Raw genomic sequence first — 26257 nt, forward strand, 5'->3', positions numbered from 1 at the left:
CCGATCACTTCCTGGTCTTGGCCAACTGGGCGAGCATGGCGTTGTAGGCGTCGAGTTCGTCGTCGCCGCGGGTATCGGCAGCGCGGTCCTCGCGCACCTCCACCCGTCTGTCCTGCCGAGCCCACTGCGTGACCAGGGCAATCACCACGATGAGCAACGGCACTTCGCTCGACGCCCACGCCAGCGCTCCACCGACTCGTTGGTCGGCGGACAGGTCCGGTACCCACGGCAGTGTCAGGAACCGGTAGAACTGCTCGCCGATCACCGAGTCCATGGTCATCGTGGCGATGCCGAAGAACGCGTGGAACGGCATGACGGCGAAGAGCAGGCCCAGCCGGCCCAGGTGGGGCAGGCGCTTGGGGCCGGGGTCGATTCCGATGATCACCCAGTAGTACAGGTAGCCGGTGATCAGGAAGTGGATGTTCATCAGCTCGTGGCCCCAGTGGTAGCGCACGAGGGTGTCGAACAGAGGGGTGAAGTACACCGCGTACAGCGATGAGACGAACAGTGCCACCGCCACGGCGGGGTTGGACAGCGCCCGCATCGGAGCCGAGTGCACGGTCAGCACGATCCACTCGCGCACCCCGGGTGCCGACCCCTTGCTCGCCACCGGCAACGCCCGCAGCGCCAAGGTCACCGGGCCGCCGAGCACCAGCAGCACGGGCACGAACATGTTGAGCGTCATGTGCACACCCATGTGCACGCTGAACATCGCCGAACCGTAGGCGGCGACGCCGGAGCTGGTGGCCACCAGCAGAACCGCGCAGCCCACCAGCCATGACAGCGTGCGCCCCACCGGCCATGAATCGCCGCGTCGCCGCAGTCTCACTACACCCCACACGTAGAGCAGGGCGAGCACCACGGCGGCGGTTCCGGTGACGAAATCGAAGCGCCAGAAGGTCAGGAAGCGGGTCACCGACGGTGGCCCCGGCAGCTCGTAGCCCAGGAAGATGTCGGTGATGGTGGACTGGCGGGCGAGCAGGGTGGGCGAGGGCTGGACGTCCATCGCCACCGCGGTGGCCCATGCGGCGATCAGAGCCACCGGTGTCACACATGCCCACAGGTGCTGTGTGCGAGGGCGTCGACTGCGAATCACCACCACCGTCGAGATCACGGCCAGCGCCACCGCACCGGCGCATCCCATCGCCAGGCGGCCGTACCCGGTGGTCGGAATCGACGCGACGGTGAGCACCTTGACCGCGAGCATCGGTGCGGTCAGCAGCAGTACGGCCACAGCTGCTGTCGACACGACGGCGTAGCGACGCACAGCCGTGGCGATGTCGGCGGACGCGTCCGAGTCGGCCCGCCCGCCGATGCGGCCGAGCTGTGCGCGGATCCCCCAGGCCATGCCGGTCCACACGGCCAGGGCCACCACGGCGAGGATCGCTGCGCTGGTGCCCAGGTCGTGGTCGCGCCCCTGCGCGGCGCTGCCGACCATCCAGATGGGCAGGGACCCGATGACGCTGATCATCGCGGCGATGGCCAGGGGAACCCAGGACAGACTCAGCCGGATCGCGATCGCGGCGACCGCCGCGGCCACCGCCGAGACGATCCAGGCCTTCGGCTGCTCGGTGGCGGCGATCGCGTCTCCGACGACACCCTTGGACACCGTTTCCAGAACGTCGGCGCCCAGGGCGTCGGACGCCGATACCGGGATCGAGACGATCGAGGCGACCAACCACACCAGCGATGCGCGCCCGGCCATCAGAACGCCGGAGAATCCGTCGGGACCGATTCGACCGTCGCGGCCGACGCGGGTGCACACCAGCGTGTAGGCCAGCGAGCCGAGTGTGACGGCCACACTCAGGGCGGCGGCGAAGCGCAGGGTGACCGTCAGGATCGGGGTGAGAATCCCGGGGTAGCTGTCCCCGGTCGCGACGAAGCGGCTGTCGCCGCTGACCACGGTGAGGACGACGAGTGCGACCACCGCGAGTACCACGGCGACTGCGACGACAGTGGCGCCGACCCGTGCGGGTCGGTGCGCGGTACCGGTCCGTGCGGTGGTGCTCGCCTCGACCATGACCTACCTCTACACCAGGGCCGCCATCATCACCGACATGCCGACCGCCATGGCTACCTCACAGGCCAGAGCGGCAGTACGCATCGTCACCCGCGGTTCGGCGGTTGTGGGGGAACCGGGGTCCATGTCCGACGATACGTTTCGCGGCTGCCGAGCGAACAGTGCCGATAGCCACACCAGAGCGGCTATCGCGAACGCCACCGTCAACGCGAGGGACACCCCGGAGATCCACCCCGCAGTGCCGTGCGCGTGATCCCCGCTCGTCATGTCCATGCCCGGCATATGGGCGCTGTGGCCGGTGTGGTCGGTTCCGCCCGTCCACCCCGCCATCACGGCGTACATCCACACCATCGCAGCCATCATCACAGCGTGATAGGCGCAGACGCGGGCGTGGCGACGCGAGCCGGCGGCCCGCGCGACGAACCATGCCGTCGCCGCTGTGAAGAACACCCCGAGCGGTGTCAGCGCGAACGTCGACGAGGCCGGCCAGGCCATCGCGACCATGGCAACTGCCATCGCCAGGTGCAGCAGGTGGTCGACGCGGCGGATCGCGTGCTGCGGCATCGCAAGTCGAGCAACGCAGTACGCGGCGGCGTAGCCGAAGAGCAACGTCACGGCAATGCGTACGGTCGGGTCCGAGATCATCGACACTCTCCTGTTCGGCGCGGACGGCGCTGTGGCCACCCGTCTCACAGAGGTCGGACGACGATGCGAAAAGTTCCGCAGTTCGATCCGGTGTGAGATGAGCGGAACTTTGTCGGCGCGCCAGGCGACTACTGCTGCGAACGAACCACCATCCCCGGACCCACCCCCAGTCGACGGACCCCTATCCAGTCGACAGACCCACCACACATCGAAGGACCCATCATGCATCGTCGATCGGTACTCGATCGCACCGCCGGCCCCGCAGCGCGCTTCCGCCGCACGAGGCGGTTCACGGCCGTCGCGGCCATCGTCACCACCGCTACCGTCCTGGCGACAGCCTGCGGCAGCGACACCTCGTCCACCAGCAACGCCGGTGCGGTGACGTTCGAGGACTGCATGGGCAACTCGACCACCCTGAGCACCCTCCCCACCCGGATCGCCACCGCCAACACCGCCGGTCTGGAGTTGCTGATTCGTCTCGGCGCGCAGGGTTCGGTGATCGGCACGGGATTCTCGGCCGGGGCCGCAACCCTTCCGGCCGACGTGCGCGCCGCGGCCACCGCAGTCCCGTCGCTCGGAACCCGAGGTATTCCGAAGGAGACCCTGCTGACCTCGGGGGCCGATGCGTTCATCGACGCGTTCGGGACCATGCAGATGATGGGTGGCGACAGTCCGACGGCCGACGATTTCCGCAACGCCTCGATGGCCCACGTGTTCCTGCGGTCGTCCGCCTGCCCCTCGGTGCGGCCCGCCCCGCGGTCCACCCTCGCCGACGTCTACGGCGACATCACCACCCTCGGCGCACTGACCGCGCGCCCGGACGCGGCCGCGAACCTCGTCTCCACGATGAAGCAGACGATCGACAAGGCCCGCTCGACGGCGAGGTTACCGCAGGTCGACAGCGCGGGAGCGACTGCAGACCTGCCTGCGGCGGCGCCCTCGATGTTCTACTACTCGCCCGATCCCACCAACGCGGGCCTGACCACGATCGGGAACTCGCAGATCGGCAACGCCATCTACACCCTGGCCGGTGTTCGCAACGTGTTCGGTGATCGCCCGCAGCCCTTCGCGGCGGTGTCCTGGGAGGACGTTCTCGCGGCGGACCCCGACTACGTGCAGGTGGCGGTGCGGAACCAGCCGAGCGACGCCGAGCAGAAGGCAGCGGAGGATGCAGCCGTCGCGACCTTGCGGACCGACCCTCGCAGCAGCGGACTCCGGGCTGTGCGTGAGGGGCGGATCATCGTGCTCGGCGCCGAGGAGACCACGTTGCCGGGGGTCGCGAACGCCGACGCCGTCGCCACCATCGTCCGGCAGACGCGACCGGGTTCGTAGGTGGCCGCCGTCACCGCGGTTCTGCGGTCACGTACCGCGGCCGCGTCGACCGTCGTGGCGGTGGTGCTCCTCGTGGTCGGTCTGACCCTGGCGATCAGCTACGGATCCACCGCCATCGCGCCCAGCGCCGTGTGGTCCACGCTGGCGCGGGGGATCGGTGGGCAGAGCTTCGCGGCGGGCACCACCGAGCTGATCGTCTGGCGCATCCGAATACCGCGCCCCCTGCTGGCGATCGTCGTGGGCGCCGGGTTGGGCGTGGTGGGTGTGGCGGTGCAGGCCCTGGTGCGTAACCCGCTGGCCGACCCGTACGTCCTGGGGATCTCGTCCGGCGCCTCGCTGGGTGCGGTGTGGGTTCTGGTGCTGGGAACGTCGGCAACGGTGGTGACGGCCGTCGGCGCCGCCGCGGTGCTCCCGATCGCGGCGTTCGTGGGGGCCGCCGCGGCGTTCGGAGCAGTGTGGGCGGTGACCACGGCGGCCTCGCGGGGCGCCGTCGACGGCTTCTCACCGTTGCGGCTGATCCTGGCCGGTGTCGCGGTGGGCCACATGTTCTCCGCGGTGACCAGTTTCCTGGTTCTGCAGACCGACGATCAGGCGCAGACCCGCGGTGTCCTGTACTGGCTGATGGGCAGCCTCGGAGGTGCCACGTGGGGCCAGCTGCCGCTCACCGCGGCCGTGGTGCTCCTCGGCAGTGCCGTGGTGTTCGCCCGCGCCCGCTCGCTCAATGCCCTGGCGATCGGTGACGAGACCGCGGCCGCGGTGGGTGTGGGGGTGATTCGCCTTCGCCGGGAGATGTTCGTGGTCAGCAGCGTGGTCACCGGGGCCGTGGTGGCGGTGTCGGGCGCGATCGGCTTCGTGGGTCTGATCGTCCCACACGTGTGTCGGCTGCTCGTCGGCTCCGATCATCGGCGGTTGATCCCCGCGGCCATGCTCGGCGGCGCCGTGCTGATGGTGTGGGTCGACCTGGGCTGCCGCGTCGCGGCGCGGGCGGTGCATCAGGAGTTGCCGGTGAACGTGGTGACGGCTCTGATCGGTGGACCGCTCCTGCTGATCCTGCTCGCTCGCCGTCCGGATCACGGCGAGGGAACATGAGTGCGCTCGAGGTCACCGGGATCGACGTCCGGTTCGCCGGGCGTCTGGTTCTCGATCAGGTGTCCATGCGTGCACCGAGTGCGTCGATCACCGCCGTGATCGGCCCGAACGGCAGTGGCAAGTCGACCCTGCTCCGCTCGATCTACCGACACGTGACACCGACGGCAGGGGTGATCACGGTCGACGACCGCGACGTGCTCGGTCTCTCGCGCGCGGAGGCGGCCAGAACCATCAGTGCCATCCCGCAGGAACGCGCCGCGGCTGTGGACATGACCGTCCGCGAGACCGTGGCGCTCGGCCGTATCCCGTACCAGGGTGCGCTGCGAGGCGCGTCGAGTGCGGACCGCGCCGCGATCGACGGGGCGCTGCGCGACGCGGGGCTGACCGAGCTGGCACACCGAACGGTGGGCACCCTCTCCGGCGGCGAACGCCAACGCGTCCACCTCGCTCGGGCGATCGCCCAGGACGGGGAGGTGGTGGTGCTGGACGAGCCCACCAACCATCTCGATCCGGCGCACCAGGTGCAGTTGCTGGCGCTACTGCGCACGCGCGCTCGCACAACCGTGATCACCCTGCACGACCTCGCGTTGGCGGCCGCGTGCGATCACCTCTACGTGCTCGACGGCGGGCGCGTGGTGGCCGACGGGCACCCCCGCGCCGTGCTGACCAGTGAGCTGCTGCTGAAGGTGTACGGGGTCCGCGCGGTTCTGGTGGAGAACCCCCTCACGGGAACCCCCCTCGTGGCCGTCGATTATTCGGGCACGGCGTGAGCGCCGGGGATCAGGCACCGGGTCGGCGATCGGGCAACGACTGGTACCTCGTCGGCGCCGCGGGTGCCCTGTCGTTCGTCGCGATGTTCGACATGAGTTCGATGACCGTGGCTCTGCCTGCTCTGGCCATCGACTACGGCGTTCCCACGTCGAGCGCACAGGTGGTGGTGCTCGCCTACCAGATCCCGCTCGCGGTGGCGCTGCTGCCCGCGGGCCGAATCATGGACGGTCGCACTCTGCGCGCGCTGGTGCTCGGCGCGCTCGCGGTGTTCGCGGCCAGCGGTGTTCTGGCCGCTCTCGCGCCCACCGGCGCGGTCGCTGGTCTGTCGTGGCTCGTCGGTGTTCGAGGTCTGCAGGGCCTGGCCGCGGCCGTGCTGTTCGTGGCGATGCCGGTGTTGGCCACGCGCGCGGTCGAGCCGGGTCGGCGCGCAGCCGCACTGTCGGTCACCGCGACCCTCGGTCCCCTCGGAGCGGTTCTCGGCCCGGCGGCGTCGGGCCCGATCGTCGACACCCTCGGGTGGCGGTGGGTGCTGCTGGTCAAGCTGCCGCTCTGTGTGGTGGCGGCGGTGATCCTCGCGATGCGCCTCGACGGTGCCGCCCGTGCTGCACGGCCGGGCCGCGGCACCGATGCCGCCACGCCCGGCGTGCTGATGGTCGTCGTCGCCGTGGCCCTGCTCGCGCAGGCTGCGTCGGCGGTGCAGCTCACCACGTCCGTGACCATCCAGTTCCGCGGCGCCAGCGCGTCCGCCGCCGCGCTGGCACTGGTGGCGCTGTCCGCCGCGATGGCCGTCACGGGGTTCCCGGCCGGACGGCTGGCCGACCGCCGGGGGCCTGCGCCGGTGGCCATCACCGGGGCGCTCGTGGTTGCCGCGGGTGCGGCGGCGTTGGCGCTGGCGCCGTGGTCGCGCGCCGCTGCGGAGCCGGTGGTGTTCGCCGCCGTCGCTGCCGTGGTGGGAGTCGGCATGGGCCTGTACGGCGGCCCCACCCAGGCATGGGTGATGTCGTCGAGCCCGCCGCCGCGCCTGGCCGCCTACGCCGCGCGGATGCAGCTCGCTCGATCCGTCGGGTTCGCCACGGGGCCGTTCCTGGCATCGACGACGGTTGCCGACGGGCAGTCACCGGGCACCGCACTCGCTGTGGCAGCGGGATCCGCCGCAATCGGTGCGGCCCTGCTCGTCGCGGCCGCGCTCGGTGCCGCGCGGCGCCGTCGCCCATCGGACCACGTCCACACCGCTATCTGAGGAGCTGTCACCGTGATATCGAACCGCGCGACCACCGAGCTGTGGGGAGCCCCGCGGGAAGGGCTGTATCGGACGCCGCTGTCCGGCGAGGAATACCACCGGGATCCGTATCCGCTGTTCGCGCGAATGGTGGCGGCCGGCGAGGTGCATCCGGTGCAGTTCCCGGCCGTCCACGCGTGGTTGGTCACCGGCTACGCCGCTGCGCGTAGTGCGTGCACCGACCCTGCGCTGGGCAAGAGTCACGACCGTGCCAGCGCGTACTTCCACGCGCATGCCTCGATCATGCCCGAGCCGCAGCACTCGCAGCTCCAGGTGCACCTGCTGCACGTGGACGGTGATCGGCACACTCGCATGCGGAGCCTGGTCGCCGGGCCGCTGTCGGCTCGGCGAAGCGAATCCTTGCGCGCAGCAGTGCGATCCGATGTCGACGACCTCCTGGACCGGTTCCCCGACCCGGCGGACCGGGCGGGGGTCGCGGAGGTCGATCTGGTGCGTGAGTTCACCGCTCTGTTGCCGTTGCGGGCGCTGGCGCGGGCCATCGGGTTGCCCGATCACCTGCGCGAGAGATTCGATCCGGTGTGGGGGACGGTGGTGGCGCCGGTGGGTCCCGATCATCCCGACCGCAACCTCTATCGAAGCCGCCTGCGTGAACTTCAGGACTACATTGCCGAGATCGTCGACACCCTCACCGACCCCCCGGGCGGCGGGGAGGAGAGTGTTCTGCACTCGATCGTCGCTGCCGCACAGCGTGATCGGATCACCGCAGCCGAGCGCGACTCCATGATCTTCCAGCTGCTGGTGGCCGGTCAGGATCCGGTGTCGGCGCAACTGCAACTGTGCCTGCTCGATCTCGCGGAGCGGCCCGAGTTGTGCGACCGGCTGCGCCGCGACACCGCCGCCATCGGCTCGGCCGTGGAGGAACTCCTGCGGCACGACAGCGCGTTCAACCTCACCACGTGGCGATTCCTGGCCGCCGACGGTGAGTTGTCCGGATGCCCGGTTCCCGGCGGCGACTCGGTGATCATCGCCCTGGGGGCTGCCAACCGGGACCCGGCGCAGTTTCCCGACCCCGACACCGTGGACATCGACCGCCCCGCGAACGCTCACCTGGCCTTCGGTGCGGGGCCGCATGCGTGCCCCGGCGCAGCCCTGGCTCGTATTCAGCTGCAGGAGGCGATCGAGGCCGTCCTGACCCGATTCCCCGATCTGGAGATCACCGCCGAGCGCACTGACCTGTCGTGGTCGCCCGCGCCGCTGACCAGGGCGGTGGCGTCGCTTCCGGCCAGGTACCGCACGAAGGGCCCGCGCCGATGACACGCAGCATCACCCGCGGGAGCACCGTCTCGGTCGACACCGTCGTCGCCTGTGGTGTCGCCGAGGAGGTGTTGGGTGTTCTCGCCCGGCATCGGCGGCCGTTCGTCGACCACGATCTGGCTGCGGACGGGGTCGACGGTGACGAGGTTCGCCGTGCCGGGGAGGGCGCGCTCTCGCTGCGCGCGCACCCACAGTGGATTCGGATCCTCGACTTCGTTCTCGGCGGGGAACCCGTCGAGTTCACCCTCCCGGCGTTCCCCTGCAAGTCGCCCAGCCCCGCGAAGGTGGCCGGTCGACTGCCGGACGAGGGCGAGCGCCTGGCTCTGCTCGAGCTCGAGTCGTTGTGCTCGGAGATCGAGCGGGTCTACCCACCCGGCGCCCGTGTGGTGCTGTGCTCGGACGGCCACGTGTTCTCCGATGTCATCGGGGTCAGCGATGCTCACGTGGACGACTACGGCCGCGAACTGCGGCGCCTCGTCGATGCCGAGGCCCTGACCCACATCTCGATGTTCGACCTGCGCGAGGCGTGGTCGGACGAGACGCTCGAGGTCAAGCGCGACAGGCTCGTTCATGGATGGATGGAGTCGGTCGCCGACCTGCGGCAGCAGGCTCGGCAGGGCGGTGAGGTGGCCCGCATGCTGCGGGGAATGACCCGATTCCTGCTCGAGGACGCGGTGGCGATGTCCGGAACCGCCTCGCAGCGACAGCGCGAGGCCAAGAGGCGCGCCTACCAGGTTCTCGCCCGCTCGCGCGCGTGGGGCGCCGTCGTCGCTCACCACATGCCGCGGGCGGTCCGGCTGTCCATTCATCCGCAGCCGTGGGGTTCGGCGAAGTTCGGTGTCCAGTTGATTCGAGCCGGAGGCACCGAGACCGGTTGGGCCACACCGTGGCACTCGGTGGTGCTGTACACACCGGCCGGCCCGCAGCTGGTGCCTCGACGTGACATCCCCGCGGATGCTCGACCGGAGTTTCGGCACGGTCGGGTGTGGTGCTTCGTCGCCGACTGAACCCCGCCTCGACTCAGCGACCCGACACGCGCTCGACCTCGGCTTCGGAGATCTGCCAGCGCGTACCGACTCGGCGGGCGGCCAGTCGACCCGATTCGATCATCTTGTGTACCGCCTGTCGTGAGACGGTCAACCGTTCCGCGGCCTGCGTCACCGACAGCGGCCGGGAGCCGATGGTGTCGACGATCCGGTCGTAGTCCCCGGTGGGCATGACCCGGACCGACCGTGCAGGCAACGGCATCGTGTCGAGTATCGCCAGCGCGGTGACCGTGGCCTGCCGCAGGGACGAGGCCGGCACGGTGAACGTCGCCTCGACATATCCGAAATCCGACCGTCCGATCGCCCCTGCGTGCGCGGCGATGGGTTCGAGCAGCTCGTCGTGGTCGCCGTCGTCGAGGCGGCCGTCGAGGTCGGCAACGATGTTGTAGTCGATCACCGCCACTCCCTTCCTGGATCAAATGAAAACCTGATAAGGCGACTTATCAGTGGGTTGCAATTGCAGCGACGCATCCACGATCTACTCTCTTCTCAACGGACCACTCGGTTCGAGGCCCAACCTTGGAATGGAGAACATTCGTGTCCACACTGACCATGGCAGACATTGCGGCTCTGGCATGCGTGAAGCGACCGGTGGTCACCATGTGGCGCTCGCGCCCTGTTGTCCGAGGCCGGATCATTCCATTTCCCACACCCATCGAGACCGTCTCAGGAATCGAACACTTTCGCGCGTCGGAAGTCGTGGCCTGGCTCGATGCCACCGGCCGAGGCAATGCGGGCAAGGTTGCCGTACTCGACGCTCCCGCCCTGGCAGTGCCGGACGGTGAGAAGCTCGTCGATGTTGTGACACTGCTCGCCTGGCACGCTCTGACCGGCCTCGACCTGACCGGAACGACCGTGCAGGACCGTCGGGACGCCGCGAACGACGTGGATCCGGACGACCGCGTAGTTCGACGTGAAATCGAGGCTCTGAGGCCGTCGGATGACCTTCTGGTGTACGTCGACGACCTACTCGAGGCGTCGTTCGGACCCGCCGACGCTCTGGATCGAGCGCAGGGAAGTCGTCTCGGGCGCCAGGAGGGCCGTCGCGATCTCTCCGATGACGGCGTCGCGATCGTCCGGTCGATCGTCGACGCAGTTCTGGGCGATGTCGGCGAGCACGGGTCACTCGTGGTCGGCGGGGATGCTGCGACGGCGGTCGCCGTCGCGCAGACGGTAGAGCGTACGGCGTCGCCGGCGCGTGTCGTGATCGCGGATGGTGACAGTGCTCGAATGGTTCGCCGCCACTGTGTGATTCGGGGTGTCGAGGTGGACGAGACGTCGGGCGTCACCGGTGCGCCGGCGGTTCGCGTGACGTCGCTTCTCGGACTGGACACGAACACAGCTCTCGATGCGCTCGACGTCGCCGTGCTCGAACTCTCACGTGCCGATGTCGCAGTGATCATCGGCTCCGGAGGCGTCCTTGTCGACGGTCTGCGAGGCGACGAGCACTTCCGACGGGCGAAGACTTTGAGCTCGTGTGATCTCGTTGTGGCGCTGAGGCTTCCGCGTGGGCTGTGGCGCTCGGCCCATCGGCAGAACCTGGCGGTGTGGGTGTGCCGCGGGGGCGAGCCGTCCGGGTTCACCCATCTCGGGGACATCGAATACCTGGCGCCCGAACAGCGGACCGACCTCACGGCCGACGTTGCCGGTGCCCTCGGCCCAACGATCGGGCGGTCCTTCCGCTTTACGCGTCAGGTTCGTTCCCCGATGCCTGCGGCGGGAGCTGCAGTGGTTCCTCGGGGCGTGTCGGCCCCCGTGGTTCGCACCGTCGGCGCTGCCACCCACGTCGATCGCGTTCACACGGCCACTCTGATCACCTCCGAGGCGCCGCGCCCGTTGGACGTTCTGGTGGCACCGTCACGTTCTGGGTTCGTCCTGGACCGTCGCTCGCTCGGCGAACTCGTCGAGCGTGGGCATCTGCGGAGGTTCCGGCGCAGCCGCATCGATGTCGCGTTCGGCTCCCCGGCAGGCACGGTGGCGGTGTTGCCGAACACCGGCGTTGCACTCGATCCGATCGACGCCGAACTCCGCTATCCACGGGCGACACGAACCGAGGTGGGCGATGTGATCGCGGTCGAGAAGCCGGCGCGCGCTTGGGTCGACGAGGCGGGCGGCGCACTAGTGGCCTCGCCGGCGTTCATCCTGCGCGCCACCGAGAAGGCCACCGTGGGCCCGTACCTGATCGCAGCTGCGATCAACGCGGCCGCGAACACCGGTGCAGAGTGGCGATCGTGGCGTGTCCCGCTGCCCGATCCGCAGGAGGCCACGCGGCTCGAGACCACCCTTGCCGACGCAGCGCAGTACCGCCGCGAGCTGCAGCAGCGGCTTGCGGCCACGGACGCAGTGGAATCGGCCCTCATCGAGGGCATCGCCGCGGGTGCGTTGACCCTCGATGTCACAGCGCCGCCCTGAGCCACCCACAGCATCCGGACAACCCGACTACCGATACCACCCGAGCGCTGATCGCCGAACGAAAGGACCACACTTCCATGACCGAACGCAGATCCACACCGCCTCAGGCGCCGTCCACGATGAAGGAGCTCAAGGACACGCTGTGGAAGGCCGCCGACAAGCTGCGAGGGTCGTTGTCGGCCAACCAGTACAAGGAGGTGATCCTGGGGCTGGTGTTCCTGAAGTACGTTTCCGACGCCTTCGACGAGCGCCGCCACACCATTCGCTGCGAGCTCGAGAGCGACGGACTCGACGAAGAGCAGATCGAGGAACTTATCGACGACCCCGAGGAGTACCAGGGATACGGGGTGTTCGTGGTTCCGCCGGTGGCGCGCTGGGTGTTCCTGGCCGAGAACGCGAAGGGCCAGCCCGCGCTCGACGGTGCACCGGCTCGTCAGGTCGGCGAGTTGATCGATGACGCGATGGCCGCTGTCATGCGAGCGAACCCGTCGCTGCTGGGCACCCTGCCGCGAATCTACAACCGCGACAACATCGATCAGCGGCGACTGGGGGAGTTGATCGATCTGTTCAACAGTGCCCGGTTCAGCCGCCAGGGCGAGCACAAGGCCCGCGATCTGATGGGTGAGGTGTACGAGTATTTCCTCGGCAATTTCGCCCGCGCCGAGGGTAAGCGGGGAGGCGAGTTCTTCACCCCGCGCAGCGTGGTTCGCGTACTGGTGGAGGTGCTCGAACCGACGCGGGGCCGGATCTACGATCCGTGCTGCGGATCGGGCGGGATGTTCGTGCAGACCGAGCAGTTCATCTACGACCACGACGGCGATCCCAAGCAGGTATCGGTGTACGGGCAAGAATCCATCGAGGAGACGTGGCGTCTCGCGAAGATGAACCTCGCGATCCACGGCATCGACAACAACGGCCTCGGCGCCCGGTGGGGCGATACCTTCGCTCGGGATCAGCACGCGGATATTCAGATGGACTACGTGTTGGCCAACCCGCCGTTCAACATCAAGGAGTGGGCGCGCAACGAGGAGGATCCACGCTGGCGCTACGGCGTGCCACCGGCCCGGAACGCCAACTACGCCTGGCTGCAACACATCCTGTACAAGCTGGCGCCGGGCGGCCAGGCCGGTGTGGTGCTGGCCAACGGCTCGATGTCCTCGAACTCCAATGGCGAGGGCGATATACGCGCCGCGATCGTGGACGCCGATCTGGTTTCCTGCATGGTCGCTCTCCCCACCCAACTGTTCCGCAGCACCGGAATCCCGGTGTGTCTGTGGTTCTTCGCCAAGGACAAGGCAGCGGGCTCGCGCGGTTCCGCCGATCGGCAGGGGCAGGTGCTGTTCATCGATGCCCGCGACATGGGTTACATGGTCGATCGGGCCGAGCGCTCGCTGACCGATGAGGACATCGTGAGGATCGGCGATACCTTCCACGCCTGGCGCGGGTCTGCCTCCGCGGCGAAGAAAGGGATCGAGTACGAGGACGTGGCCGGATTCTGCAAGTCGGCGACATTGGCGGAGATCAAGGAGGCTGGGTACGCACTGACTCCAGGCCGGTACGTCGGCGCGGCCGAGGAAGCGGAGGACGCGGAGCCGATCGACGTCAAGATCGAGCGGTTGAAGGCCGAGCTGTATGCGGCGCTGGACGAGTCGGATCGGTTGGGGCAGGTTGTGCGCGAGCAGATGGAGCGGGTCGATGGATGATCTGACTGAACTGCGCTTCGGTGACCTCGGTGCGCTTTTCGACGGCCCCCACGCCAGTCCGAAGCGTGAGGCCCACGGGCCGTATTTCCTGAACATTGCCGCCTTGAAGTCAGGACGACTCGACCTTGCCGAATGCGACCATGTGAGCAACCAGGACTTTGAAGCATGGACGAAACGCGTCACACCTGCGGAGAACGATCTTCTCTTCTCCTACGAAACACGGTTGGGTGAAGCGGCCTTGATGCCCAAGGGAGTCACCGCATGCCTTGGACGTCGCATGGCTCTACTTCGGCCCCGAACCGACATTGTTGACCCTCGCTTCCTTCTGTATTTCTACCTGAGCCCCGAGTTCCAACGAGTGATCTCGAAGCACACGATCCACGGCGCTACAGTGCAGCGGATTGGGCTCGCGACTATGCCAGAGTGGCCGGTCCGCCTACCAACTCTTCTCGCGCAGAAAGCTATCGCTGAAGTCCTCGGCGCCCTCGATGACAAGATTGCGGCCGATGAGAAGGTTCTTCAACGGTGTGAACGGCTCGCGGTTGCCTTGGCTTCGGGTTCAACGAGTATGGCGCCCGTTCGTGATCTGGCAGTACATGTCAAGAGGACCCTGATGCCCACTGGGATGGCGAATGTGCAGCACTATAGCCTTCCCGCATTCGACCAGGGGGCAGTTCCCTCCCTCGAACCGGGTCAACAAATCAAGAGTGCGAAATTCAAACTGGAAACCGCGAGTGTGCTCTTCTCGAAACTCAACCCTAGGTTTCCTAGGGTTTGGAATGTGCCCAGTATGCCTGATTGCACGGCTGTAGCGAGCACCGAGTTTGTCGTGCTCGAACCGTCGGCCGGGTTGTCCTCCTCGCAGCTTTGGTCAGTACTTGCAGCGCCGGAGGTTGCGTCCGACCTCGCCATGCTGGCGGCCGGAACTTCTAGCAGTCACCAACGTGTGAAGCCGGACGAGATCCTCGCCGCAGAGGTACGCGACCCACGTGCACTCCCCGAAGACGTCAAGCACCAGATTGACGTTGCTGCCGACCTGGCGGAAGCAGCCAGGCAGAGTTCGCAGCGTCTGGCGATCGTGCGCGACGAACTCCTCCCCCTCCTCATGTCGGGCAAGCTCACCGTCAAGGATGCGGAGGAACGCGCGTCGGAGATCCTGTGATGGCTCGGGGTACCCATGTGGGCGGTGCAGATTGAGGGCACACATGTCAGTGCCTCGTTAGCAGTGGTGCGACGAGCCGATGCCCCGTAACTCCAACAATTGTTGGAGTTACGGGGCGGGTTGTTAGAGTTATTGTTAGAGTTCGTGCAAATCAGGCAAGGAGCTGCAGTGATCGAGACATCCGCACTGGTTGCGAAGCTCCGAACCCTCGGTACCGACCTGAGCAACGTCGAGGTGAAGTCGGCCGCCGGCGGCGTGCCGAAAACCCTGGTGGAGACCCTGAGTGCGTTTGCCAACGGTGAGGGCGGGACCATCCTGCTCGGGCTTGATGAGCCGGCCGGATTCGTGCCGGCGCCGGGCTTTCGGGCGGGCCCGGTCAGGGACGCACTCGTCAGCCTCTGTTCCACCTCGGTGACACCCGCTCTGCGGGTTCCCATCGACATCGAAGAGTTCGAGGGAGCCTCGATCGTGCGGGCCGACATCCCAGAACTCGATCCTCTGGACAAGCCGTGCTTCGTCACCGCCCGTGGGGAGTACCAGGGGTCGTTCATCCGTAGCGGTGACGGCGATGTGCATCTGAATCGTTACGAGGTCACCCAGCTTCTCAGCAACCGAACGCAACCGCTCCACGACGTCGAACCGGTCCAGCGAGCGTCGATTGACGACCTGGACGGCGACCTGGTCGGCGCCGTTGTCCGTCGAGTGCGTCGTCGATCGCCGAGAACGTTCGCGGATCTGGACACCACCACCACGCTGGTGAGACTGGGCGCGGCAACCCATTCGGGTGAGCAGGTTCGGCCGACTCTCGCGGGCCTGCTCTGTCTCGGCCGGTATCCCCAGCAGTTCTTCCCACAGCTGTTCGTCAGTTTCGTTGTCCTGCCCGGACTATCTCTGGGCGCTGCCACTGCCGATGGGACCCGGTTCCTCGACAACGTCAAGATCGATGGCCCTCTTCCCGAGATGATTGCCCAGGCCACAGCAGCCCTGGTGCGCAACATGCGGTCGGCGTCCGTGGTTCGGGGTGTGGGCCGCGAAGATCGATACGACTATCCGATCGAGGTCTTTCGCGAACTCATCGTCAACGCGGTGATGCACCGTGACTACAGCCCGTTGGCCAGGGGTACCCAGGTGCAGGTCGAGATGTACCCGGACCGGCTGGTGGTCAAGAGCCCCGGTGGCATCCACGGCTCGACCAGGGTGGACGATCTGGGAACCGACAACCAGGTGTCCTCCTCCCGCAATGCGACGCTCGCCCAGCTGCTGTCCGAGGTCGAGCTGCCGGACGACCCCGGACGAGTGGTCAGTGAGAACCGCGGGTCGGGCCTGCCGCGGGTAGTCACGAGCCTGCGGCAAGCGGGAATGAGCCCGCCCGCCTTCGACGCGCGACCTGGGCAGATGACCGTGACCGTGCCGCAGCATGCGCTTCTCTCTGTCGACATCATCGAATGGATCTCCGCCCTCGGCCTAGCCGATCTGTCGGACGCCCAACACCTTGCGTTGGCGATCATGCGCACTACCGGCCGAGTGACCAACGCGATGTTGCAGGCATGGGGCGTCGACCGCGCGGCGGCAGGTAGTGCTCTGCGCAACCTCGTGGAGCGGGACATCGTTGCGACCTCGGGCGGGAAGCGGTACGCAAGCTATCGGCTGGCGAGGTGGCCCACTGCGGAGCGGGCATCGCAGCCCGCGCTGTTCGAACCGGAGGTAGCAGAGCCGCCCGCTGGGATTGCTGCGGACCTCGACGCCATTCGTCAGGCGATCCGCGCCGGACACACAGCGTCGCGGCAAATCGAGCGCGCACTCGACATGCCGTACCACACGGTCCTTCGTCGCTTGAAGGTTCTCCAGGAGTCGGGCGAGGTTATCGCAACCCAGCCGCGCAACAGCCGCATTCAGAGCTACAAACTGACGGATGAGGACAACAAATGAGCAACTTCAGCGAGGCCGACTGGGAAGTGATAGCCCTCGAAGTCCTCGCCGAACAGGAGTGGACTCCGCTGGCAGGCGCGACGATTGCTCCGGGGACAGACCTGGGGCGCCCGTCATGGGACGAGATCGCGCTGCCCGACCGGCTGCTCGCGAAGATGCGCGAGCTCAACCCTGCGGTGCCGTACGACTACCTCGTACAGGCCAGGTCGGCGGTCCTGACTCCCGAATCGCAGGACCCGGTCGCGGAGAACTTCCGGCTCCACGAGTACCTGGTCAAGGGATACCGCGGGATCTCGTACGTCGACCACGACGGGATCGAGCAGACACCCACCATCCGACTGATCGGCACCCGGCCGGAGGACAACGAGTTCCTCGCCGTCAACCAGGTGACGGTGCGGACCCCCGAGCGTGAACGCCGATTCGACGTCGTGCTCTACCTCAACGGCCTTCCCGTCTCGATCATCGAGCTCAAGCAGGCCGGATCGGCCGCTGCCGACCTGCCGTCGGCGCACGCTCAACTACAGACCTACCTCCGCGAGTTTCCGATGGCTTTCCGCTTCGCTGTGCTCACGGTCATCAGCGACGGCATCATGGCCCGCTACGGCAGTCCCTTCACCCCGTACGAGCACTTCTCGCCGTGGAACGTCGATGACGACGGGCAGCCTGCAGAATTCGGCAAACCCATCGAAGATCAGCACCTCGGGGTGGAGCTGGAAACCCTCGTCGAGGGCGTGTTCAACACCGAGAGGTTCCTGCAACTGCTCCGCAACTTCGTTGCGTTCGACGCCGGCGCCGATGGATACGCGAAGCGAATTGCCAAGCCGCACCAGTACTTCGCCGTCACCAAGGCCGTAGGAAGCACCGTCTCTGCGGCGGAGAGCAACGGTAAGGCCGGCGTCGTGTGGCACACGCAGGGTTCGGGCAAGTCGATGGAGATGGAGCTCTACGCCCACCTCGTCGCCCAGCAGCCGAAACTGAAGAACCCCACGATCGTGGTGGTGACCGATCGCCGCGATCTCGACGGCCAGCTGTTCGAGAGCTTCAACCGTTCCCGGCTGCTCGACGAGTCACCCGTCCAGGTGACCAGCCGCGAGCAGCTGCGCGAGGAACTGGCTCAACGCACCACCGGCGGCATCTACTTCACCACCCTGCAGAAGTTCGGCCGCACAACAGCCGAGCGTGAATCGGGTTCCGGCCATCCGTTGCTCACAGATCGGCGCAACGTGATCGTGGTGGTCGACGAAGCGCACCGCAGCCATTACGACGACCTCGACGGCTACGCCCGCCACCTGGCCGATGCCATGCCGAACGCCACACTCATCGCCTTCACCGGCACCCCGATCTCGCTCGCCGAGCGGGATACCCGAGACGTGTTCGGCCCTTACATCGACATCTACGATCTCAGCCGCGCCGTCGACGACGGTGCCACTGTGCCCGTGTTCTTCGAGGCCCGGCTGATCCAGGTGACGCTGGCCGACGGGGTCACCGAGGATGACCTCGACCGCGCCGCCGACGAGGCCACCGCCGGGCTCGACGACGTCGAACGTGCGCAGGTGGAGAAATCCGTCGCGGTGATCAACGCGGTGTACGGCGCACCCGAGCGCCTGCGCGTGCTCGCTGCAGACATCCTCGCTCACTGGGATCAGCGCTCGGCGTCCATGCAACCGTTCATCTCCGCTCCCGGAAAAGCGTTCATCGTCGGGGCCACGCGCGACATCTGCGCTCGGCTCTACGACGAAATTGTGGCGCTGCGCCCGGAGTGGCACAACGATGCGGTAGATCAGGGCGCGATCAAGGTCGTCTACTCCGGGTCGGCCAAGGACCAGGACCCCATCGCGCGTCACGTTCGACGCAGCGCGCAGAACAAGGTCATTCAGAAGCGCCTGAAGGATCCGGACGACGAGCTGCAGATCGTGATCGTCAAGGACATGATGCTCACCGGGTTCGACGCGCCCCCACTGCACACGCTTTACCTCGATCGTTCTCTCGAGGGGGCGCTGCTGATGCAGACCCTCGCCCGCGTCAACCGCACGTTCCGGGGTAAGCCGTCGGGCTTGCTCGTCGCCTACGCGCCGCTGGTGGACAACCTCCAGGAGGCTCTGGCCGAGTACACCGATGCCGACCGCGCCCACACCCCGGTGGGCCGCAACGTCGACGAGGCGATCGCGCTCACCGAGGAACTCGTCGGCAAGCTCGACGCCCTCTGCTCGCACTACCCGTGGCGCGAGAAGGTCAACGCCGGCACCAAGGGGTGGGTCACCGCGGCCATCGGTCTCACCAACTACCTCCGCTCACCCGAAGCTCCCACGGTTCCGCACGGCGACGGGGAGGAAACGGTAGGGGCGGCCTTCCGCCGCCTGTCGAGCAGTCTGGCGCGGGCGTGGTCGCTTGCAGGCGGATCCACCTCGCTCGAGGCTCTACGTCCAACCATCGCGTTCTACGAGGAAGTGCGCGTCTGGATGGGCAAGTTTGATGCCACCGATCGGCAGGCGTCGGGCAGGCCGATTCCCGACGAGGTCGAGCGACTACTCGCCTCTGTCATCGCCACATCCACCACCACGGGGTCGATCGTCGATATCTACTCCGCAGCCGGGCTCCCCACGCCGTCGCTGTCCGATCTGGGGTCGGACTTCGCTGCACAGGCACGCACCGCACCCCACGCGCACCTGGCGATCGAGGCACTGCGCGCGACCCTGACGGAGGAGTCGACGAAGGTCACGCGCAACAACGTGGTGCGTCAACGCGAGTTCTCCGAACGGATCACCGACCTGATGAACCGCTACACCAACCAGCAGCTGACCTCGGCAGAGGTGATTGCCGAACTGATCGAACTCGCGAAAGAGGTTGCCGCAGAGGAGGACCGCGGACAACAGTTCTCACCGCCGCTCTCGGAGGATGAACTGGCCTTCTATGATGCCGTCGCTACGAACGAGTCGGCTGTCGAGCTGCAGGGCGAGGAGGTGCTCGCGCAGATTGCCCGCGAACTGGTGAACATCATGCAGCGCGATACCAAGTTCGACTGGACGGTCCGCGACGATGTGCGCGCCAAACTCCGCTCCTCGGTCAAGAGGCTGCTGGTCAAGTACAAATATCCGCCCGACAAGCAGCCCGCCGCAATCCGCACCGTCATCGAGCAGATGGAGATGATGGCGCCGAGGATCGCGGCCGAGCGAGGGAACCGGGTGTAGGTCGCCGCCCTCGACACCACGGATCATCGCCACCCGTGCGACCATTGCGCCCGGCGCCGGTTCAGGGAACCCGGTGGGATTCCGGGACGGTCGCGCCACTGTGAGCGGAGTGCGGGCTGTGGATGTCACAGTTCGATGTTCGTGAGTCAGATTGCTGAACCGGCGTGTCAATCATCGGACGCGTCATCCACAGGAGTTCAGTTGCACATCGCCGAAGGTTTTCTGCCGCCCGTTCACGCGGCGGTCTGGACGTGCGTCGCGGCGCCGTTCGTCGTTCACGGCGCGCGCGCCGTGGTCACCCGGGTGCGCGAGCACCCCGAAACCAAGTTGCTCCTCGGCGCCGCCGGGGCGTTCACGTTCGTGCTCTCGGCCATCAAGTTGCCGTCGGTGACGGGCAGCTCGAGCCATCCCACGGGCACCGGGTTGGGGGCGGTGCTGTTCAAACCCCCGGTCATGGCGTTCCTGGGCACGGTGGTGCTGCTGTTCCAGGCGTTGCTGCTCGCGCACGGGGGCATCACCACCCTCGGCGCCAATGCGTTCTCGATGGCCATCGTGGGCCCGTGGGTGGGGTATGCGGCGTATCGATTCGTCGGCGCGTTCGGGGGTGGGCTGTCGGTGTCGGTGTTCGCCGCGATGGTGCTGGCGGACCTGTCGACGTACTGCGTCACCTCGGTGCAGCTCGCGTTGGCGTTCCCCGACCCGAGCAGCGGAGTGATCGGGGCCGTCGGCAAGTTCCTGTCGATCTTCGCCGTCTCGCAGATCCCCCTGGCCATCGCCGAAGGGTTCCTGGGTGTGCTGATGATCCGCATCCTCAAATCCGTGGCGGTGCCGGAGCTGACCGCGCTCGGGGTGCTGCGCCGTGAGAAGGGCAGCGTCGATGCGTGAGTCGAGAACCCGATCCCGACTGATCACCCTCGCCCTCGTTGCCGCCGTCGTCGCGATCGTGGGCCTCGCCCTGGTGCTCGATGCGCGCCGCAGTGGCGACACCGAACGTTTCGTCGGCACCGATTCCGCCGCCACCACCCGCATCGAGGAGGACCACCCCGGCTACACACCGTGGTTCTCCTCGGTGTTCAACCCGTCCCCGGAGATCGCATCGGGTCTGTTCGCGGTGCAGGCCGGGCTCGGCGGGGTGGCCCTCGGATACGCCGTGGGGGTTCTCAAGGGCCGACGCCGCGACGAGGCCGGCGATCGGGCGCGGGCGGCAGCCGAACCGACCGACTCGACGGGTACCCCCTGAGCGGTCTGGCCATCGACGACGCCGCGTGGTCGAGTCGGTGGCGTGACCGGGCCGTCGGGGACAAGGCGGTGCTCGCGCTGGGGTTGACCCTCACCGCCCTCGTCGCCCCGCCGTGGCCGATGGGTGTGGCCGTGATCGCCGTCGCCCTCGGGTGCGCGCTGCTCGGTGCGCGCACCCCGTGGCGAACGCTGCTGCGCGCGTTGCGCGGCCCGGCGGTGTTCATCGTGCTGGGGGCGGTGTCGGTGGCGGTGACCGTGCGTGTGGACCCTTCGTGGTCGGTGGCGATCACCGACGCGGGGCTGCGCCGCGCGGGGGAGGTGAGCCTGCGTGCGGTGGCCGGCACCTGCGGGGTGCTGTTGTTGGCGGTGAGCACCCCGATGGTCGACCTGCTCGACGGGTTGCGCCGCTGGCGGGTGCCCGCAGTGTGCGTCGACGTCGCCGCCGTGATGTATCGCCTGCTGTTCCTGCTGCTGGATTCGACGACCACCATCCGCCACACCCAGGTGGGTCGCCTCGGCCACTCCACGTGGCGGCGGTCGATGGTCTCGACGGGCGCCCTCACCGCCGCGGTGCTCACGCGATCGTGGGACCGCGCGCGACGGCTCGAGGCCGGGCTCGCGGGCCGCGAGTTCGGCACCGACTCGCGGTCGATCACCGTCGCAGCGCCCAGTTCACCGGTGTTCGTGGCGCTTTCGCTGATCACCTGCGTCGTCATCATCGGTGCGTCGGTGGCGATCCGGTGAGTCACCGCAGTATTTCGGCCGTCGACGTCACCGTGACCTACCTCGGTAGCACCACCGCGTTGCGGGGGGCCACACTCAGCGTGCCCGCTGCGACGCGGACGGCGTTGTTGGGGGCCAACGGCTCGGGTAAGACCAGCCTGTTGCGCACCCTGGCCGGTGCGATCGAGCCCACCTCGGGGCATGTGGAGGTGGACGGCCGGCGCCTGTCGTACGGTCGCGCCGCCCTGCGCGCCCATCGGCAGGAGGTGCAGGTGGTGTTGCAGGATCCCGACGATCAGCTGTTCTCCGCGGACGTGGTGCGCGATGTGGCGTACGGCCCGCTGAACTTGGGCCTGACCGAATCGGAGGTCCGCGAGCGGGTGGACGAGGCCCTGCATCTGATGGGTATCGATCATCTGCGCCGTCGGCCCACCCACCAACTCTCCTACGGCGAGCGTAAGCGGGTGGCGACGGCCGGTGCGGTGGCCATGCGCCCGTGTGTGCTGCTGCTCGACGAGCCGACGGCCGGTCTCGATCCGGTGGGAGTGCAGGAGATGTTCGATGCGCTCGCCCGGCTGGAGAAGGCGCACACCACTGTGGTGCTCTCCACGCATGATGTGGCGATGGCTTTGGACTGGGCGAACACGGTGGCGCTGGTGGTCGATGGCGTTGTGCACCAGGGTGATCCGGTGGATCTGCTGTCCGATTCCGACCTGCTCACCCGCGCGCGTCTGCGTCTGCCGTGGCCGCTCGAGATGGCTCGGGATCTGCAGCGGGCGGGAGTTCTCGAGCCGGGGTGTCGGCCCCGCAATGCTGCCGAGCTCACCGAGGCACTCGTCGGACTATCGGGTGACGGGGGCGGGTGATCCGTCGTACGGCGTCCCCGTTACTTTCCCGTCGACCACACCACCACTTCCCGCGCCAGGGTGAGGTGGCGTTCAAGTCGACAGCGTCCCCCAGGACGCTGTCGATGGATCGGCGCCGTGCAGCATCCGGGCACTCAATTTTGCAAATGCTTGACCGACCGTCGACGAATGGTGTGTACTCATCCAAAGCAAACAAAGGAGAGTAAATGTCGCTCGTCGCTCGTCGCAGCGTGCGTAGCCCTGTCGATCTTCGCTGTTGCCACACCCAGGGCATCAGCGGAAATCGTTGAATCCCAGAACAATTCGATCGACCGGTCGATCAGTTGGACCGTTCCCGGCCTTAATGTCAGCTCGCGTGCAGCGAGTGCCGACGGTGCCCAAGCGGTCAGCTTCGCCAGCAATTCCTCACCGGACGGAGCGCAGATGATCATAACAATCAGTGACGCATCTGCCCCCCGTACCTTCGCCTCCGACATCGATCTCCCCGACGGTGGTCGCTTGGACCTACTTGACGACGGGTCGGTGAGCCTCAATGTCAACCGTTTTCCTGGCGGTGGGTTCGATGCGCCGTGGGCGATCGACGCAAAAGGAGAATCGATTCCGACGTGGTTCACAGTCGACGGAAATCAGCTGGTCCAGCATGTCGATTTCGATGAGGGAACGGCGTTTCCGATTCAGGCCGATCCACGGTTCAGTTGGGGAATCGTTTCTGGCAATGCATATTTGAACCGATCCGAGACCCGAATCGCAGCGGCCGCGGTTGGTGGTGGCGGTCTCGCCGCACTTCCGTGGCTCGCACTGGTGCCGCCTCCATTCAGCGCTGTTATCGCCACGAACGTGGTGAACATCGGTGCGTGGGCAGTTGCGGCCCAGGCTCAGGGTAAGTGCTTGCAACTGAAGTTTGGTGCCACTGGGTCGATTTGGCCGCCGACAGTGGGCGTGACCCCGCTGCACCACACGGGGCCAGACTGCTACTGATGAGAAGGACGGTGGCTGATTTCAGGGCAACCCACGTCCGCTGGCACGTGGTCTTCGGGGCGCTGTTCACGGTGTCGGGAGTTGTGCGGCTGGTTCAGCTGTGCGTCGGTCCGACACCCTTTACCGAACGAGCAACCGCTATTGGACTTTCGGTGGCTGCCGTGGTGATCTTCCTCGTCAATCTGTGGGTGGTGAGGAACATTGAAGCCCGACCGTCGAGGTTTCTTCCGCGCGCCTTTGCCGGATACATGGTGTTCGGCTCGGTGAGCGCACTCGCCGTCGGAGACATCACGGTCGCTGCGGTGTCGCTGGCGAACGCGATGCTGCTCGCGCCTCTTGTCCTCACGGACAGGCGCTGGGACAAGCTCCTCCGGCACCGCGAGGCCTGAGGGCGCGACCGGTCACCGCCCCAGCAGACCGCGGGGCGCCCCGCCGACGCCGGCTTGCTTTCCTCAGCCGTTGCCGACGATCATGCCGCTCGGCGGTAGTTCCGAGGGTTGCACGATCACGAACCCGCGGCCGGAGAACGACAGGGTGAAGCGTTTCGAATGTCCCCGATAGACGGGTCCATCTCGTTTTAGGGTCTTGTTGCCCCTGAGCTGGAGTGGATAGGACGATCACCGGCAACAACGTCTATCGATGCGTACGCCGACTCCTGGTCGTCCATCGGAACCGCCACGAATCCGCCCGCGGATACCTCGACACTTAACTCGTGAACCAGGATCCGTTCGGCCCCGGTCGGCCCGTCCGCGCCCATGAAGTCGGACAGGCGCAGCTGTGCCACGCGTTCCTCTGCGCTGGACACTCCGGCCGCCTTCCGATGGTGAAAGCATCAGCCGACATCCTTGGGCTCGAGAAACTCGAGGCGGTTCCCGAGCAGATCACAGGCGTAGAAGCGGTTGTGGCCCGGGAAGGTGTCGTCCCAGGTGAACTCGTGGCCGGTCGATTCGAGCCGATGTGCCAGGTTTGTCAGGGATCGAACGAGGATGCCGGGGTGCGCCTTCTTGGCCGGCGAGAACTTCTGTTCCACTCCGAGGTGAACTTCAAGACCGCCTCCGCGGAACCAGCACCCACCTCGTGCGGCCAGCACGGGCGGCTTCTCGATTTCGGTCATACCGAGTGCGTCACCCCAGAACGCGCGGCATTTGTCCTCGGCACCCTTCGGTATCGCCAGCTGGACGTGGTGTAGGCCCTCGAGCGCAAAATCGGCGCCGGCGCCGGTGGTCTGTTCGGTAGTCACGGTGTTTCCGTTCACTCGGGCAATTGGATGGGGTCGGTGTCGGCCACGAGCTTGTCGTGTTGGCGTTGAGGTACACGCCTGCTCCGTGGGAGATGCGCGGATCTGCTACGACGTCGCCGACTGCGGCTGATCGGTCGATCGTTTGGATCGGGCGGCCGCCGTCGAGAACGCACGCAGTCGTAGGGCGCGCAGCCAACGCCTAACTGCCCCTGTCCTGGTGTTGCTGGCGTTCCGTGGACTCGCGGCGCCGCCGTTGCAACCGGTAAGCCACATACAAGTAGATGAGTCCGGTCGCCGCACCGAGTCCGCACCCAGTCAGAACAGTGAGCGCCGTCGAGTTTATGTCGAGAAGGTAGGCCAGGGAGAAGCCCAAGGAAACTACTGGCCCCATCGCGAATGCGTTGATGTAGTCAGAACGGGTAGGCGCGGTTCCACGACTCAAGGGACTACGGAAAATGTAGGTGAGAAACCCCCGCGCCATTGGGTCCCTTGCCTTTTCGGACGAACGGCTGTCAGCCATCAGATCAGCATAGCGAGTTGAAGTCGAGTTGGCTGCCGACCCCCGCCTTGACAATATTGCACAGCAGCCCGCCGAATCCACCTGTTGCGATAGCGAGAGGAGCGCAGACCAACATTCCCTGAGCTTGGTAGGCAAGATAACCGGCCCACGCTCGTCCGCACTTGAGTTGCCATGGGAAAATCTTGCTCTCCTCTGGTCCGGCCGCGCCGGGTACGAGCGGCCATGTCGACCGCGTCGGTCACCAGCTCGGCGCGCATGTGGTCGGCCACTGCCCACCCCAGCGCCCGTTTTGAGTGCTCATCTTTGATCACGCACAGGTACATATCTCGCCGCCGCAGGTCAGATTGGTGATGTCTGACGTCCATACGGCGTCGATGCGGCCCTGATCGAACATCCGATGGACCAGGTCTGGCGGGAACGTCGCGAACGGATCCACGATCGTTGTAGGTGGGGAAAAGGTGCGTGGACTGATGCCCGCCAGACCCCTCTCGGCCATGATCTTGGCGACGGTCTTCTCGGTCACGAACTCGCCCCGCGCACGTAGCTCGGCGGTGATCCGCGGCGACCCGTCCACACCGTGGGAGTCTTTGTGTATCGACGATATCCGCACCGCCAACTCTTCCCGACGCCGCCGCTGGATCCCCAATTCAGTTGCTACCGTTGATTTCAGGTGTCGGTAATAGCCTGACGTAGACACACCCAGCAGGGGTGCCATGCGGCTGATTGCTGTGCTGGCGCACTCCGTGGCCATCAACGCGTACTTCTCTACCGTTGATGATTCGCCGCGAAGTACGTCGACGCTTTTTTTGGAAACGCGATGTCCTTCTCTTGATCGGCAAC

The 26257-nt window shown here is 66.8% G+C and carries 23 protein-coding genes; 17 read left to right on the forward strand and 6 right to left on the reverse strand.

The annotated features are described in order from the left end of the window. Positions 1-4: 4 nt before the first annotated feature. Complete coding sequence (locus ACY48E_RS01410) at positions 5-2020, reverse strand: cytochrome c oxidase assembly protein (protein ID WP_462870258.1); 2016 nt, start codon at positions 2018-2020, stop codon at positions 5-7. Between the two features lie 9 nt (positions 2021-2029). Continuing rightward, on the reverse strand, positions 2030-2665 hold the full coding sequence (locus ACY48E_RS01415) for a DUF5134 domain-containing protein (protein WP_462870259.1): 636 nt from the start codon (positions 2663-2665) through the stop codon (positions 2030-2032). Positions 2666-2887: 222 nt separating this feature from the next. On the opposite strand from ACY48E_RS01415, the gene ACY48E_RS01420 reads away from it, so the two are divergent. The 6 genes from ACY48E_RS01420 to ACY48E_RS01445 are packed head-to-tail and all read left to right on the forward strand — an operon-like array spanning position 2888 to position 9418. Beyond that, on the forward strand, positions 2888-3997 hold the full coding sequence (locus tag ACY48E_RS01420) for an ABC transporter substrate-binding protein (protein WP_462870260.1): 1110 nt from the start codon (positions 2888-2890) through the stop codon (positions 3995-3997). Next, complete coding sequence (locus ACY48E_RS01425) at positions 3998-5086, forward strand: FecCD family ABC transporter permease (RefSeq protein WP_462870261.1); 1089 nt, start codon at positions 3998-4000, stop codon at positions 5084-5086. It begins immediately after the preceding gene. Continuing rightward, on the forward strand, positions 5083-5856 hold the full coding sequence (locus ACY48E_RS01430; RefSeq protein ID WP_462870262.1) for an ABC transporter ATP-binding protein: 774 nt from the start codon (positions 5083-5085) through the stop codon (positions 5854-5856). Before ACY48E_RS01425 ends, ACY48E_RS01430 begins: the two co-directional genes overlap by 4 nt. Continuing rightward, positions 5853-7097, forward strand: a complete 1245-nt coding sequence (locus tag ACY48E_RS01435; RefSeq protein WP_462870263.1) for an MFS transporter — start codon at positions 5853-5855, stop codon at positions 7095-7097. The genes ACY48E_RS01430 and ACY48E_RS01435 overlap by 4 nt, the downstream gene beginning before the upstream one ends. Positions 7098-7109: 12 nt before the next feature. Then, complete coding sequence (locus ACY48E_RS01440) at positions 7110-8411, forward strand: cytochrome P450 (RefSeq protein ID WP_462870264.1); 1302 nt, start codon at positions 7110-7112, stop codon at positions 8409-8411. After that, a complete protein-coding gene (locus ACY48E_RS01445) occupies positions 8408-9418 on the forward strand; it encodes an L-tyrosine/L-tryptophan isonitrile synthase family protein (RefSeq protein ID WP_462870265.1) in 1011 nt (336 codons plus the stop codon). Before ACY48E_RS01440 ends, ACY48E_RS01445 begins: the two co-directional genes overlap by 4 nt. 13 nt (positions 9419-9431) lie before the next feature. On the opposite strand, the gene ACY48E_RS01450 is transcribed toward ACY48E_RS01445, so the two are convergent. After that, the gene (locus ACY48E_RS01450; RefSeq protein ID WP_462870266.1) at positions 9432-9854 is read right to left on the reverse strand and encodes a helix-turn-helix domain-containing protein; all 423 of its coding nucleotides are present in this window, start codon (positions 9852-9854) and stop codon (positions 9432-9434) included. A 140-nt stretch (positions 9855-9994) separates the two neighbouring features. Between ACY48E_RS01450 and ACY48E_RS01455 the strand changes: the two genes are divergently transcribed. The 11 genes from ACY48E_RS01455 (at position 9995) to ACY48E_RS01505 (ending at position 24046) form a co-directional block, all read left to right on the forward strand. Next, a complete protein-coding gene (locus ACY48E_RS01455) occupies positions 9995-11869 on the forward strand; it encodes a hypothetical protein (protein WP_462870267.1) in 1875 nt (624 codons plus the stop codon). A 77-nt stretch (positions 11870-11946) separates the two neighbouring features. Further along, positions 11947-13572, forward strand: a complete 1626-nt coding sequence (locus ACY48E_RS01460) for a class I SAM-dependent DNA methyltransferase (protein WP_462870268.1) — start codon at positions 11947-11949, stop codon at positions 13570-13572. Further along, positions 13565-14734, forward strand: coding sequence for a restriction endonuclease subunit S (locus tag ACY48E_RS01465; protein ID WP_462870269.1), 1170 nt, complete (start codon positions 13565-13567; stop codon positions 14732-14734). Before ACY48E_RS01460 ends, ACY48E_RS01465 begins: the two co-directional genes overlap by 8 nt. Before the next feature lie 168 nt (positions 14735-14902). Further along, positions 14903-16663, forward strand: a complete 1761-nt coding sequence (locus ACY48E_RS01470; protein ID WP_462870270.1) for an ATP-binding protein — start codon at positions 14903-14905, stop codon at positions 16661-16663. Further along, positions 16660-19851 (forward strand): type I restriction endonuclease subunit R, encoded by a 3192-nt coding sequence (locus ACY48E_RS01475; protein WP_462870271.1) that lies wholly within the window; start codon positions 16660-16662, stop codon positions 19849-19851. Before ACY48E_RS01470 ends, ACY48E_RS01475 begins: the two co-directional genes overlap by 4 nt. 201 nt (positions 19852-20052) lie before the next feature. Continuing rightward, complete coding sequence (locus ACY48E_RS01480; protein WP_462870272.1) at positions 20053-20736, forward strand: energy-coupling factor ABC transporter permease; 684 nt, start codon at positions 20053-20055, stop codon at positions 20734-20736. After that, positions 20729-21091 (forward strand): energy-coupling factor ABC transporter substrate-binding protein, encoded by a 363-nt coding sequence (locus ACY48E_RS01485; protein WP_462870273.1) that lies wholly within the window; start codon positions 20729-20731, stop codon positions 21089-21091. Before ACY48E_RS01480 ends, ACY48E_RS01485 begins: the two co-directional genes overlap by 8 nt. An 11-nt stretch (positions 21092-21102) precedes the next feature. After that, positions 21103-21834 (forward strand): cobalt ECF transporter T component CbiQ, encoded by a 732-nt coding sequence (gene cbiQ, locus ACY48E_RS01490; protein ID WP_462870497.1) that lies wholly within the window; start codon positions 21103-21105, stop codon positions 21832-21834. Next, complete coding sequence (locus tag ACY48E_RS01495; RefSeq protein ID WP_462870274.1) at positions 21831-22679, forward strand: energy-coupling factor ABC transporter ATP-binding protein; 849 nt, start codon at positions 21831-21833, stop codon at positions 22677-22679. Before cbiQ ends, ACY48E_RS01495 begins: the two co-directional genes overlap by 4 nt. A 117-nt stretch (positions 22680-22796) precedes the next feature. After that, entirely contained in the window at positions 22797-23657 is an 861-nt protein-coding gene (locus ACY48E_RS01500) for a hypothetical protein (RefSeq protein WP_462870275.1), read from the forward strand. Positions 23658-23668: 11 nt separating this feature from the next. Continuing rightward, entirely contained in the window at positions 23669-24046 is a 378-nt protein-coding gene (locus ACY48E_RS01505; protein ID WP_462870276.1) for a hypothetical protein, read from the forward strand. Between the two features lie 443 nt (positions 24047-24489). Here the strand turns inward: ACY48E_RS01505 and ACY48E_RS01510 are convergent, their stop codons facing one another. The 3 genes from ACY48E_RS01510 to ACY48E_RS01520 all read right to left on the reverse strand — a co-directional run bounded on the left by ACY48E_RS01510 (position 24490) and on the right by ACY48E_RS01520 (position 26168). After that, positions 24490-24897, reverse strand: coding sequence for a VOC family protein (locus ACY48E_RS01510; RefSeq protein WP_462870277.1), 408 nt, complete (start codon positions 24895-24897; stop codon positions 24490-24492). Positions 24898-25416: 519 nt separating this feature from the next. Next, the gene (locus ACY48E_RS01515) at positions 25417-25782 is read right to left on the reverse strand and encodes a DDE-type integrase/transposase/recombinase (protein WP_462870278.1); all 366 of its coding nucleotides are present in this window, start codon (positions 25780-25782) and stop codon (positions 25417-25419) included. Then, the gene (locus tag ACY48E_RS01520) at positions 25725-26168 is read right to left on the reverse strand and encodes an IS3 family transposase (RefSeq protein WP_462870279.1); all 444 of its coding nucleotides are present in this window, start codon (positions 26166-26168) and stop codon (positions 25725-25727) included. The genes ACY48E_RS01515 and ACY48E_RS01520 overlap by 58 nt, the downstream gene beginning before the upstream one ends. Between the last annotated feature and the right edge of the window lie 89 nt (positions 26169-26257).

Source organism: Rhodococcus sp. AZ1 (genome assembly GCF_054979605.1).

Excerpts from the sequence above, each read along its gene's own strand:
- ACY48E_RS01410 (WP_462870258.1), bottom strand. The coding sequence starts at position 2,020 with ATGGTCGAGGCGAGCACCACCGCACGGACCGGTACCGCGCACCGACCC.
- ACY48E_RS01415 (WP_462870259.1), bottom strand. The coding sequence starts at position 2,665 with ATGATCTCGGACCCGACCGTACGCATTGCCGTGACGTTGCTCTTCGGC.
- ACY48E_RS01420 (WP_462870260.1), top strand. The coding sequence starts at position 2,888 with ATGCATCGTCGATCGGTACTCGATCGCACCGCCGGCCCCGCAGCGCGC.
- ACY48E_RS01430 (WP_462870262.1), top strand. The coding sequence starts at position 5,083 with ATGAGTGCGCTCGAGGTCACCGGGATCGACGTCCGGTTCGCCGGGCGT.
- ACY48E_RS01445 (WP_462870265.1), top strand. The coding sequence starts at position 8,408 with ATGACACGCAGCATCACCCGCGGGAGCACCGTCTCGGTCGACACCGTC.
- ACY48E_RS01460 (WP_462870268.1), top strand. The coding sequence starts at position 11,947 with ATGACCGAACGCAGATCCACACCGCCTCAGGCGCCGTCCACGATGAAG.
- ACY48E_RS01465 (WP_462870269.1), top strand. The coding sequence starts at position 13,565 with ATGGATGATCTGACTGAACTGCGCTTCGGTGACCTCGGTGCGCTTTTC.
- ACY48E_RS01475 (WP_462870271.1), top strand. The coding sequence starts at position 16,660 with ATGAGCAACTTCAGCGAGGCCGACTGGGAAGTGATAGCCCTCGAAGTC.
- ACY48E_RS01485 (WP_462870273.1), top strand. The coding sequence starts at position 20,729 with ATGCGTGAGTCGAGAACCCGATCCCGACTGATCACCCTCGCCCTCGTT.
- ACY48E_RS01515 (WP_462870278.1), bottom strand. The coding sequence starts at position 25,782 with ATGGACGTCAGACATCACCAATCTGACCTGCGGCGGCGAGATATGTAC.
- ACY48E_RS01520 (WP_462870279.1), bottom strand. The coding sequence starts at position 26,168 with ATGGCCACGGAGTGCGCCAGCACAGCAATCAGCCGCATGGCACCCCTG.